Origin of the sequence: Microcystis sp. M165S2, from assembly GCF_020245885.1 — a bacterium.
Classification (GTDB): Bacteria; Cyanobacteriota; Cyanobacteriia; order Cyanobacteriales; family Microcystaceae; genus Microcystis.
The window spans coordinates 1-11,857 of the sequence record NZ_JADBTZ010000238.1; the positions used below are offsets into that span (position 1 = coordinate 1).

Below are 11,857 nucleotides of genomic sequence, written 5' to 3' on the forward strand. Positions count from 1 at the left end.
AAGGCCGAATTTGAAGTCTTTTCTGAACGAAACCCCCTACTATCTGTGGTCAAGGTTCAGTTTTTAGCTTGGTTATCGCTTTTTCCATTGTAGCTTAAAGCCGTCCTAAAAGGACGGGGTTTTAACCCAAATTTTCGATAAGAAAAAGGAGTATCAATCAAGCTGCCTCCTGACTCCTGACTTCGTTAGCCCTTCAGCAATAAATCGCTAATTTCCGACTGACAATGACCAATTAAACGATTAATCGCTTTTTTTCCTTGTTTACCTTGATAATCTGAGCGATCGCTCTCAGTAATTTCGTAGGGACGACCGATCGCCACCTTAACACGATGATAAAATACAACAGGATGCCAACCATCTTGATCGAATAAAGGTTCTGTGGTATCTAACCAGCGTAGCAAACGCACGGGAAAAGGACTAATAGCAGTTTCCGACTCGGAGAGAATAGCCACAGGTAAGACAGACAAATTCTCCACGGGACAACGCAGGGCTAAATGGGCAAATCCGCTTTGAAAACGGCTAATTTGACGAGGAGGAGTCAAATTTAACATCGGCGATCCACCTTCTGGAAATAAACCGATCCATCGTCCGGACTGTAAAAAATCCGTTGCTTGCCGAAAAAAAGTTCGGTGGCGTTTTTCGGGGGTATCAAAGGGAAAACAGCCTAATTCTCCGATTAATTCCCGCAAAAGCGGCGTTTTTCCCATGTAGTGATGACAGGCGATCGGGAGACTTTTGCCCAAAGCTTGAATTAAGATCGGCGCGTCCAAAAAGCTACGATGGTTACTTACCACGATCGCCACTCCTTGGCTGGGTAGATTTTCTTGACCGACGGTAAACAGACCCGTGCGCGTGGTATCAAGAATTAAACGAGAGGTAGATAGGGGGGTAAGCAGCTTCATGGAAAAAAAAAATCGGCCTTAAGATTGTTTTTATTGACTTAGATCACAACTAAAGGATAAAACAGAATTAGAGGATCATAAAATATAGGGATTATGTCCCAATCATCTACGGATCAGCCTCGGGGCAGCCTCGTCTATTAAAAAAAATAAATTTCATGAATGATTTGAATGAGCGAAAAACATTTGCTTTAACAACACCTCTTTATTATGTCAACGATATCCCTCACATCGGTAGTGCTTACACAACGATCGTAGCGGATGTTATGGCACGATGGCAGCGGTTACAGGGCAATTCTGTCCTCTTAATTACAGGAACCGACGAACACGGACAGAAAATCGAACGGACTGCTGCGGCCAAAGGACTCAATCCCCAGGAACACTGCGATCGCATCGCCACCAGTTTTGCCAATCTCTGGGCAAAGCTACATATCCAGTATGATCGCTTTAGTCGCACCACTGCCCCCCGTCATCAGGCAATTGTTAACGAATTTTTTGAAAGAGTCTGGGAAAAGGGCGATATCTATCTCGATCGCCAACAGGGTTGGTATTGCGTCGCCTGTGAAGAATTTAAGGAAAAAAGAGAACTATTAGATAATGGCTGTTGTCCCATTCATACTAATCTGGCCGCCGAATGGCGCGACGAGGAAAACTATTTTTTCCGTCTCTCTAAGTATCAGGCACAACTAGAACAACTTTACCAAGAGCAAGCCGATTTTATTCAACCAGAAAGCCGACGTAATGAGGTTCTCAACTTCGTCAACCAGGGACTACAGGACTTCTCCATCTCTAGGGTTAATGTCGCTTGGGGGTTTCCCATTCCCCACGATGGTCAGCATACCATCTACGTTTGGTTTGATGCCCTTCTTGGCTATGTTACCGCCCTTCTCGACCCCGAAGACGAACCCACCCTAGAAAATGCCTTGGCCAAATGGTGGCCGATCGATCTGCATCTGATCGGTAAAGATATATTAAGATTCCATGCCATTTATTGGCCGGCTATGCTAATGTCGGCAGGTTTACCCTTGCCCAAAAGAGTGTTCGGCCATGGCTTTTTGACCAAAGACGGGCGGAAAATGGGCAAAAGTCTCGGTAATACCCTCGATCCCTTCGATTTGGTTGAGCGCTATGGGGCCGATGCCGTCCGTTACTATTTCGTCAAAGAGATTGAATTAGGACAGGATGGCGATTTTCAGGAAACCAGATTTGTTAATATTCTTAACGCGGATTTAGCCAACGATTTAGGCAACCTCCTCAATCGCACCCTAGGCATGGTTAAAAAATACTGCCAAAATATCCCCCCCCAGTTGACTGGCGTAGATATCCCGAACGATAATCGTCTTAAGAATATGGGGATCAATCTAGGGGTAATTGTTGAACAGAAGTATGATGCGCTACAATTTAATCAAGCCTGTGAGGAAATATTGGCGTTAATTCGTGCCAGTAACAAGTTTATCGATGAGAGTGCGCCCTGGAGTTTATTTAAACAGAAACAACAAGCAGCAGTAGAACAAGTCCTCTACGCGGTTTTGGAATCAGTCAGACTCTCTGCCTACCTACTCTCACCGATAATACCGACCTTGAGCAGTAAAATTTATCAACAACTAGGTTTTGTTATTGATTTTAATACTTTCAGGTCGGAGGATGGGGAAAACTTCCCTGATGGTGTCTCTTTTTCCCAACACTGTCAATGGGGATTACCCACAAATCCACAACTAGGAACACCTGAACCGATCTTTTCTAAACTAGAACTGCCGTTAAACGATTCCTAAAGGAATTTTTTAATAACTCTATTTTTTAAGGTCTGTTGTCCTTTGGGATACAACTGGCAAACAATCAACACTAAACTTTTAACAAACGAGGAAAAATAAAATGTTTGATGATTATGACACGGCCCCAGTCTTCACCCCCGAACAAGTGCTAGAAAATCGCGGTCGTGTGGCGATTTTCATCGATGGTTCCAATTTATTTTATGCGGCTCTGCAATTAGGTATCGAAATTGACTACACCAAATTACTTTGTCGTTTAACTGCCGGTTCTCGTCTCTTGCGCGCCTTCTTTTATACTGGAGTTGATCGCACTAACGAAAAACAGCAGGGATTCCTCCTCTGGATGCGTCGCAACGGTTATCGAGTCATCGCTAAAGATCTAGTACAATTACCCGATGGTTCCAAAAAAGCCAATCTCGACGTGGAAATCGCCGTGGATTTAATGGCTCTAGTCGGTTCCTATGATACCGCAGTCATTGTCAGTGGTGATGGGGATTTGGCCTATGCTGCCGATTCCGTCAGTTACCGTGGTGCGCGAGTGGAAGTGGTTAGTTTGCGATCGATGACCAGTGATAGTTTAATTAATGTAGCCGATCGCTATGTTGATCTAGATCAAATTAAAGAAGAAATTCAAAAAACCAGCAAACATCACGTTGGTTATAATAATTTCCCCGTCAGCGTCTTGGATCAAGATCGGAGCAGTCGCTAGAAAAATTCGGCAAAAATCAAGTTTAAGGTGGGTAATTCCCACCTTTTTCAGTTATCAGTGACCAGTTATCAGTTATCAGTGACCACTCCCCATCTGCTGAATCCTCAATTAAGCGATACTACTGCGCTTTCTCGCTTCCTTATAAGATGTCCCCACATCCTGTAAACCGACTTTAATCATCTGTTGTTCCAAAAGGGCAAAAAAACGCAGGCGATCGCCACCTTTAATCACCGCTAAATTGTGCGCTTCCGCTAAGGCGATCGGATAACCATAACCTTTTAACACCTGGGCCAGTAAAATACTCAAAGAGCGATCGAGTAATTCTCGCTCCTCCACCACCCAAGCAGGAACCTCTACCCTAGCGATTTCCGTCCCCACATGGAGATAACAGAAGTAAATGCGATGTTCATCCCCATAAAGATCGAGTATTTTCAAAGAACTGCGCCAAAAAGGACTTCTTTGTCCCGGTTCCAATAAATAACCCCAGAGAGAAGCATCCCGGAGAGGATCGACGACGCGACAAGGAGTTTTTTCTGGGTCTAAATCACCGCAATTGATCAAGCAATTGGGACTATCATGGGGACAAGATTGTAAACGCAGGAAATTTAAGCCTTCCGTGCTACGAGAAGCACTAATATAACCCATAAGCGGGATTCTAGCTGATTTTAAATCGTCCCAAGACTGAAAAATCGGTGGCAAAATTAAATCTTTTGCTTCCGGGGGGAGACTATCGATAAACCAATAGATCAAAGAACCATCCACGAGGGCTAAATTTGGTTCATAATGGGCGCCGGGGGGTTTTACCCAACGAGTAGCCATTTCTGCTAACATTTGGCTTTCTAATACCGTCCGACGATAACTCATCCACTCATCCACGCGAATACCCCACTGTTTAGAAATGTAGAGGTCTTCTGATTTGTAATAGACTTCGGGAATGCTATCGAGCAGCGGGTGTAAATTTTGACCATAGTGCAACATAATCCTACCGATATTAATTAGATAACAGTAGGCGATTTCGTGGTGAGAAGGGGCAATTTGGGAACCATCCGTGGCAAAAACGCTATGACTTTCGGGAGCGGGAAGGATAGTAATGCGGGTGTCGAGAGGTTCGATCGGTAGCGCTACGGAGAAAATTAGGCGATCGTGCCAGTTATGATAGAGTTCTAGCAGTTTTTCCTGTTGCTGTTGCGCTTGTTCTAAAAGAATTTTCGCTCGCTGCACTCGCTCGCGACTAGCTGCCACTTCCTGTTGAAAATGTTGACTAATCCCGGGCATTTTTGCCGCTAATTTCGCAAGATCGAGCATAACTATCCTCTACCTGACTTTTTTTGATGTTATCGCAATTTTGTCAGTTATTGTCAAATTTATCCTTAGTAATCTCCGCTTACAGCAGTTATCTTAATGGTGAGATAGGAAGTTTTCCTTTTGGGGAGTCGCTCGTCAATACCAAAAAGGAATCTTGCGTATTTAGACAATATTTCTCCTTGAGATCATTACAGTTTTGATAAGAAATAATTTGCTCATGTTGCAGTCTACCAACAATAATACCAGGGTGTATTCCTTGTTGTTTGGCAAATTGATTAATAGCTTTTTTACTTAGACAATTATTGGCGATAAATATCTGCCAATCTCTGGAATTAATTAATAAATTAGCCGCAAAAATATCCGCCTCTTTTTCTTTAATTTTATCTTGAATATCTTGCCCTTCTAAAAATAAAATTCGTTTCCCATGTAATACAATATGACCAGCTTCATGAAAAAAAGAAAACCAAAAATGATCATTTGTTTTGTATCGATCGCTCAATTGAATTAAAGCTTTCTGAGAACCTAACCAACGGGTAGCACCGTGTACCCTTGTTTTCGGAAGTTCAGGAACAAAGACCAAGGCAACTCCCGCTGCCGCACAAAGGTCGATCATTTGCGGTTGAAATACCTTGATCGACTTAACAGTTAACAAACGAATTTGCTGCAAGATATCTCTGAATTTCAACTCGTTGTAATCAGCACAATTAATTTTCGATGCCTCTATTTCTCCTTGACGTAACCATGCTGTTATCGCCCCTTGATCGCTCTCAAATGCCTGAGACTTTCTAAAATCAATCGATAAATTTCTCCCCCAAATCTCCTCCCATTGCTCAGGGGAGACAACGGCAAAAAAAATTAAGCTCTCCCGTAATTGCTCTATTTTATCCTCATAAAACTTGAGCCAGCCTAGTTTAGTCATCTGCCGATAAGGAATTTTTTTTAACCAGCCTAAATAACCTTTTAATCTTTGATTCTCGTTTTTTCTCGCTAAATATTCCCGATAAAGTCTTTCGCGCTCTATCCAGAAACGAGCGGGAGTTCCTAACACTAACTCTATCTGTAAAGCGGTATCGCTAGTAATCTCCGCTTTACCTTTTCTGATCTCATTGATAGTCTTTCTCGGTCTGCCCATACGTTGGGCCAGTTCCGATTGAGACATATTTCTTTCTTCTAGGATTTCGGCAAGGGTTTCTCCCGGTGGAGAAATAAAATCCGGTGCATATCTGTTCTCAATAGTATTAGTCATGTTTTAAATCGTCGAGTCTTTGCCTGATTTTCTTAGCCATCTTCTCTCCATACTGTTTTTTCAGGAGCCGTTGGCTATTGCATTCGTTCTCAAATTTTTTTTTCTTAAATACAATATCCATTGTAGATGACCCTTGTAATATTTTAACCTTTAGGGTTAACAATATTTTATGGCAGCATATTTGTGGGGCATCCAGTACAAAAGCTCTAAATATAGCGTTAAGAGCTAATAGTCTAGACACCAATTCTGAAAATGAGGTTAGCTAGAGACAGTTTTTCAGACATTAGCCGATTAATTAGGCGATAATTATCGCTACAATTGCATGATCAAGCCAAAACAACGAAGCTGTAGTTTTATCGCCTAATAACGCTCGAATTAAGTGCCGCCGCCGCCCAAGAAAAAGACAATCTCTAACATCTAAACCGGAGAAAAGCACAATAAGCGACTTGACAACAAGAGCAACAATTTGCTATAATGGCCTTTTGTCAACGATTTGACCTTCGGTAATAGGAGTTCAGAGTAACCTTAGATACAGCCCTATCATGCCCACCATTCAGCAATTAATACGCGACGAAAGATCCAAAGCGAAAAGAAAAACCAAATCTCCCGCCCTCAAACAATGCCCCCAACGTCGGGGAGTTTGTACAAGAGTATATACCACCACACCGAAAAAACCCAACTCAGCCCTACGGAAAGTGGCTAGGGTACGTTTAACCTCTGGATTTGAGGTGACAGCCTACATCCCGGGCATCGGTCATAACCTGCAAGAACACTCCGTCGTCCTCATTCGGGGCGGTCGGGTTAAAGATCTGCCCGGAGTCAGATATCACATCATTCGCGGCACCCTCGATGCCACTGGGGTGAAAAACCGTCAAAAGGCGCGGTCTAAGTACGGAACCAAACGCCCCAAACCCGCAGCTAAATAAACAGGGAATTGATTAACCAAAAAAATACTCCCACCGAGTCGGTCAAAGTTAACCCAAGAGACTTGAGACTCGCAGGAGAGGGTTTGAGATGGGCTGTAATCATCCGACTGTCAAGCAAAAGTTAAAGTTAACCTAGAAAATTCAGGAATACTCCGATGTCTCGCCGTAAAAACGTCAAAAAACGTCCTATTCCCCCCGATCCCGTTTACAATAGCTGTTTAGTCAGCATGACCATCCGCCGGATCATGCGATCGGGCAAAAAATCCCTGGCCGCTAATATCGTTTACGATGCCCTGAAAACCGTCGGCGAACGTACCGGTCAAGAACCCCTAGAAGTATTTGAAAAAGCCGTTAAAAACGCCACTCCCCTAGTGGAAGTGAAAGCCCGCCGGGTCGGTGGAGCCACCTATCAAGTACCGATGGAAGTACGCAGCAATCGTGGTAGTACATTGGCACTACGCTGGTTGGTTCATTATGCTCGGACTAGAGGCGGCAAAACCATGGCCGGTAAACTGGCCAACGAGATCATGGATGCGGCCAACGAAACCGGCGGCACGATCAAAAAGCGGGAAGAAACCCACCGCATGGCAGAAGCAAACAAAGCCTTCGCCCACTATCGTTACTAAACCATACTTAGGGCGGTAGACCAGACCTCTGCCGCTAAAAAAACTGTCGAGAAAAGTATAGAATTGTAAATAGTGTAAAAAATACTGGAACAAAATCCAATTTCACTGGCAAGCAAAGCAAGGAGGTTGCTGTGGCACGGACTATCCCGCTAGAGAGAGTGCGAAACATCGGAATCGCCGCTCATATAGACGCGGGCAAAACAACGACAACAGAAAGAATCCTGTTCTACACGGGAGTCGCTCATAAACTGGGCGAAGTCCACGACGGAACGGCAATTACCGACTGGATGGAACAGGAACGGGAGCGGGGAATCACCATCACCGCCGCCGCCATCAGTACCAGTTGGCAAGATCATCGCATCAACATCATTGATACCCCCGGTCACGTCGATTTCACCATTGAAGTGGAACGTTCCATGCGGGTACTCGATGGCGTAGTGGCGGTTTTCTGCTCTGTTGGTGGTGTACAACCCCAATCGGAAACCGTCTGGAGACAAGCCGATCGGTACAAAGTACCCCGGATTGCCTTTGTCAACAAAATGGACAGAACGGGAGCGAATTTCTTCAAAGTTTACGAACAATTAAGAGATCGCCTCAGAACTAACGCCGTTCCCATCCAAATGCCGATCGGCGCGGAAAGCGAACTGAGCGGGATCGTTGATCTCGTCAAGATGCGCGCCTATATATATAAGGACGATCTAGGGAAAGACATAGAAGAAACCGACATTCCCGAAGACTTATTGAAAAAGGCCGAAGAATTCCGCCTGCAACTGGTGGAAGCTGTAGCGGAAGCTGATGAAGAACTCCTAGAAAAATATCTAGAAGGTGAAGAACTCACCGCAGCGGAAATCAAACGCGGTCTCAGAGAAGGGACGATTGCAGGTACAATTGTTCCCGTCCTCTGCGGTTCAGCCTTCAAAAACAAAGGGGTACAACTGCTCCTCGATGCCGTCGTCGATTATCTGCCCTCGCCCTCGGAAGTAGCTGCCGTTAAAGGGATTCTCCCCGACGGAACCGAAGAAATCCGGGAAGCGAAAGATGATGCTCCCTTCTCTGCTCTCGCCTTCAAAATCATGGCCGATCCCTTCGGTCGTTTAACCTTCCTGCGGGTTTATTCTGGGGTTTTGGCCAAAGGCAGCTACGCTTATAACTCCACCAAAGGAACCAAAGAACGGATCGCTCGCCTGATTGTCCTCAAATCCAACGAACGGATCGAAGTGGATGAACTGCGCGCTGGTGATCTAGGAGCAGCGATCGGACTGAAAAACACCATTACTGGGGATACCCTCTGTGATGAGAAAAACCCGATTATCCTAGAATCCCTCTTTATCCCCGAACCGGTTATCTCCGTGGCGGTGGAACCGAAAACCAAACAGGACATCGAGAAACTCAGCAAAGCTCTGCAAGCTCTCTCCGATGAAGATCCCACCTTCCGGGTCAAAGTTGATCCCGAAACCAATCAAACGGTAATCGCCGGGATGGGAGAACTGCACCTGGAAATCCTGGTCGATCGAATGCTCCGGGAATATAAAGTCGAAGCAACCGTGGGCGCTCCCCAAGTTGCCTATCGGGAAACTGTGCGGAAACCCGTACGGGCTGAGGGTAAATTTATCCGTCAAAGTGGCGGTAAAGGGCAGTACGGCCACGTCGTCATCGAACTCGAACCGGGTGAACCGGGGTCTGGCTTTGTTTTTGTCTCCAAAATTGTCGGTGGTGCTATCCCCAAAGAATACATCAACCCGTCAGAACAAGGGATGAAAGAAGCTTGCGAATCGGGGATCGTAGCGGGTTATCCCGTCATCGACCTGAAGGCAACCCTGGTGGATGGTTCTTTCCACGATGTGGACTCCTCGGAGATGGCCTTTAAGATTGCCGGTTCCATGGCGATCAAAGAAGCGGTGATGAAAGCTTCTCCCGTTCTCCTAGAACCGATGATGAAGGTTGAGGTGGAAGTACCCGAAGACTTCATCGGTAACGTCATCGGTGATCTTAACTCCCGTCGGGGACAAATCGAAGGTCAAGAAACCGAGACCGGCATCGCCAAAGTCTCCGCTAAAGTTCCCCTAGCGGAAATGTTTGGTTACGCCACTGATATTCGCTCCAAAACCCAAGGAAGGGGCATCTTCACCATGGAATTTAGCCATTACGAAGAAGTCCCCCGCAACGTGGCCGAGACGATTATCACCAAAAGTAAAGGGAACGGCTAATCAGTGACCAGTGACCGGTGAGCAGTGAAGACAAACCGATCATTTAAAGTTGGTCGGTCAACTCTAATAACTGCTAACTTAAAACTGATCTCTGGTGACTGATTACTGTTCACCCAGCTGAAGAAGAAAAAAAAACAAAGGAACAGAAAGTAAATGGCACGCGCTAAATTTGAACGGACGAAACCCCACGTTAACATCGGTACGATCGGTCACGTTGACCACGGCAAAACTACCCTCACCGCCGCTATCACTATGACCCTAGCGGCTCTGGGTAATGCCCAAGCTAAAAAATACGATGAAATCGATGCCGCTCCTGAAGAAAAGGCTCGCGGGATCACCATCAACACCGCTCACGTTGAGTACGAAACCGCTGATCGCCACTATGCTCACGTTGACTGCCCCGGCCACGCGGACTATGTAAAAAACATGATCACCGGTGCGGCACAGATGGACGGTGGTATTCTCGTGGTCTCGGCCGCTGATGGCCCCATGCCCCAAACCCGGGAACATATCCTGCTGGCTCGTCAGGTGGGTGTACCTAACCTGGTCGTCTTCCTCAACAAAAAAGATATGGTGGATGATGAGGAGTTACTGGAACTCGTAGAACTGGAAGTGCGCGAACTTCTCAGCAGTTACGACTTTGCTGGCGACGATATCCCCATTATTGCTGGTTCTGCTAAAGAAGCCCTCGAGTACATGACCAAAAACCCCAAAGCCCAAAAAGGCGATAACGAGTGGGTAGATGCGATTTATGAATTAATGGACGCGGTGGATAGCTATATTCCCACTCCTGAACGGGCGATCGATAAACCCTTCCTGATGGCGGTAGAAGACGTATTCTCGATTACTGGTCGGGGGACGGTGGCTACCGGTCGGATCGAACGCGGTAAGGTAAAAGTGGGTGATAACGTGGAATTGGTCGGGATCAGAGAAACTCGCCCCACCACCGTTACTGGGATCGAAATGTTCAAGAAAAGTCTTGAAGAAGGAATGGCTGGCGATAACGCTGGTATCCTTCTACGTGGTATCCAAAAAACCGACATCGAGCGCGGCATGGTTATCGCTAAACCGGGTACAATCAAACCCCACACCCAGTTTGAAGGTGAGGTATATGTGTTAACTCAAGCAGAAGGTGGTCGTCACACTCCTTTCTTTAAAAACTATCGTCCTCAGTTCTATGTAAGGACGACCGACGTAACTGGCACTATCCAAGACTACACCTCCGACGAGGGAGAAACAGTAGAAATGGTCATGCCGGGGGACCGGATCAAAATGACTGTGGAACTGATCAACCCGATCGCTATTGAACAGGGTATGCGCTTCGCTATTCGCGAAGGTGGTCGCACCATCGGTTCTGGCGTTATCTCGAAAATTATCAAGTAGGCTAATCTACTAATTAACGGGGCAGTGAATTTAAAAGCTGCTCCGTTACTGTCTTTATTTTGTACCTTGACAATTGCAATAGGTGAAATTATGGCTACTTTACAACAACAGAAAATTCGCATTCGTTTGAAAGCTTTTGACCGGCGCTTACTCGATACTTCCTGTGAGAAGATTGTCGATACTGCCAATAGAACTAACGCCACGGCGATCGGACCGATTCCCCTACCGACCAAAAGAAAGATTTATTGTGTCCTGCGTTCCCCTCACGTTGACAAGGACTCCCGTGAACATTTTGAAACCCGCACCCATCGCCGCATTATTGATATTTACCAACCCTCTTCTAAGACAATCGATGCTTTGATGAAATTAGATTTACCCGCAGGGGTTGATATTGAGGTTAAATTGTAAAAAATGCCAAAAAGATGTTAGCGATAACATCTTTTTTTCTTAGAGACTCTTTGTCATACCAAATCCGTTTTTATACTAAATCTGGTGGCGTTGCTGAATCAAGGTATGAATGACAATCTTGCACCCATCCAAAAGTTAGTTTAGGTCTAGGTTTTAAAAATCCCACAAAAGAAGATTCATATCTCAAATCAGCAACGCCGATTTTTTCGACTTGTTCAAAGTGGCCGGAGGGCATTCAGACACTCAAAACGGACGGGTCGAAAGTGTCAGACTTAAGCAATTAAGCGTTTTTCGCTATCTGCGTCAACCCCGTTGACGCGACCACCCTAAAAAAGTGGCGTGGTGAGGAATCGCCGTCCGTTTTACGGCGGCGAGGATG

10 protein-coding genes and 1 pseudogene are annotated in these 11,857 nt (G+C 45.6%); 7 read left to right on the forward strand and 4 right to left on the reverse strand.

The window, feature by feature from the left end:
* Positions 1–185: 185 nt before the first annotated feature.
* Complete coding sequence (locus IM479_RS12140) at positions 186–902, reverse strand: lysophospholipid acyltransferase family protein (RefSeq protein ID WP_287684106.1); 717 nt, start codon at positions 900–902, stop codon at positions 186–188.
* 155 nt (positions 903–1,057) lie between these two features.
* Here IM479_RS12140 and metG point away from each other — a divergent pair, with 155 nt between their 5' ends.
* Positions 1,058–2,671: a methionine--tRNA ligase gene (gene metG / locus IM479_RS12145; protein ID WP_287684108.1), complete on the forward strand. Its 1,614-nt coding sequence runs from the start codon at positions 1,058–1,060 to the stop codon at positions 2,669–2,671.
* 100 nt (positions 2,672–2,771) lie between these two features.
* On the forward strand, positions 2,772–3,377 hold the full coding sequence (locus IM479_RS12150; RefSeq protein WP_002739868.1) for a LabA-like NYN domain-containing protein: 606 nt from the start codon (positions 2,772–2,774) through the stop codon (positions 3,375–3,377).
* A 108-nt stretch (positions 3,378–3,485) separates the two neighbouring features.
* On the opposite strand, the gene IM479_RS12155 is transcribed toward IM479_RS12150, so the two are convergent.
* The 3 genes and pseudogenes from IM479_RS12155 to IM479_RS22660 form a co-directional block, all read right to left on the reverse strand.
* Positions 3,486–4,682: a DNA double-strand break repair nuclease NurA gene (locus IM479_RS12155; protein WP_287684110.1), complete on the reverse strand. Its 1,197-nt coding sequence runs from the start codon at positions 4,680–4,682 to the stop codon at positions 3,486–3,488.
* Between the two features lie 88 nt (positions 4,683–4,770).
* Complete coding sequence (locus IM479_RS12160; protein ID WP_287684111.1) at positions 4,771–5,928, reverse strand: HigA family addiction module antitoxin; 1,158 nt, start codon at positions 5,926–5,928, stop codon at positions 4,771–4,773.
* Between the two features lies 1 nt (position 5,929).
* Positions 5,930–6,049 (reverse strand): annotated as a pseudogene (locus IM479_RS22660) (killer suppression protein); the annotation flags it as partial.
* Positions 6,050–6,470: 421 nt separating this feature from the next.
* On the opposite strand from IM479_RS22660, the gene rpsL reads away from it, so the two are divergent.
* From rpsL to rpsJ, 5 genes are all read left to right on the forward strand, one after another.
* Positions 6,471–6,854 carry a 30S ribosomal protein S12 gene (rpsL, locus tag IM479_RS12165; RefSeq protein ID WP_002740176.1) on the forward strand — a complete coding sequence of 128 codons (384 nt, stop codon included), beginning with the start codon at positions 6,471–6,473 and terminating at the stop codon, positions 6,852–6,854.
* 155 nt (positions 6,855–7,009) lie between these two features.
* Positions 7,010–7,480 carry a 30S ribosomal protein S7 gene (rpsG, locus tag IM479_RS12170; RefSeq protein ID WP_002758831.1) on the forward strand — a complete coding sequence of 157 codons (471 nt, stop codon included), beginning with the start codon at positions 7,010–7,012 and terminating at the stop codon, positions 7,478–7,480.
* Positions 7,481–7,611: 131 nt separating this feature from the next.
* Positions 7,612–9,687 carry an elongation factor G gene (gene fusA, locus IM479_RS12175; RefSeq protein WP_287684112.1) on the forward strand — a complete coding sequence of 692 codons (2,076 nt, stop codon included), beginning with the start codon at positions 7,612–7,614 and terminating at the stop codon, positions 9,685–9,687.
* Positions 9,688–9,840: 153 nt separating this feature from the next.
* Positions 9,841–11,070, forward strand: a complete 1,230-nt coding sequence (gene tuf / locus IM479_RS12180) for an elongation factor Tu (RefSeq protein ID WP_287684113.1) — start codon at positions 9,841–9,843, stop codon at positions 11,068–11,070.
* Between the two features lie 90 nt (positions 11,071–11,160).
* On the forward strand, positions 11,161–11,478 hold the full coding sequence (gene rpsJ, locus IM479_RS12185) for a 30S ribosomal protein S10 (RefSeq protein WP_002800099.1): 318 nt from the start codon (positions 11,161–11,163) through the stop codon (positions 11,476–11,478).
* The last annotated feature ends 379 nt before the right edge of the window (positions 11,479–11,857 follow it).

Coding starts and splice junctions, on each gene's coding strand:
- IM479_RS12140 (WP_287684106.1), bottom strand. CDS start 902: ATGAAGCTGCTTACCCCCCTATCTACCTCTCGTTTAATTCTTGATACC.
- metG (WP_287684108.1), top strand. CDS start 1,058: ATGAATGATTTGAATGAGCGAAAAACATTTGCTTTAACAACACCTCTT.
- IM479_RS12150 (WP_002739868.1), top strand. CDS start 2,772: ATGTTTGATGATTATGACACGGCCCCAGTCTTCACCCCCGAACAAGTG.
- IM479_RS12155 (WP_287684110.1), bottom strand. CDS start 4,682: ATGCTCGATCTTGCGAAATTAGCGGCAAAAATGCCCGGGATTAGTCAA.
- IM479_RS12160 (WP_287684111.1), bottom strand. CDS start 5,928: ATGACTAATACTATTGAGAACAGATATGCACCGGATTTTATTTCTCCA.
- rpsL (WP_002740176.1), top strand. CDS start 6,471: ATGCCCACCATTCAGCAATTAATACGCGACGAAAGATCCAAAGCGAAA.
- rpsG (WP_002758831.1), top strand. CDS start 7,010: ATGTCTCGCCGTAAAAACGTCAAAAAACGTCCTATTCCCCCCGATCCC.
- tuf (WP_287684113.1), top strand. CDS start 9,841: ATGGCACGCGCTAAATTTGAACGGACGAAACCCCACGTTAACATCGGT.
- rpsJ (WP_002800099.1), top strand. CDS start 11,161: ATGGCTACTTTACAACAACAGAAAATTCGCATTCGTTTGAAAGCTTTT.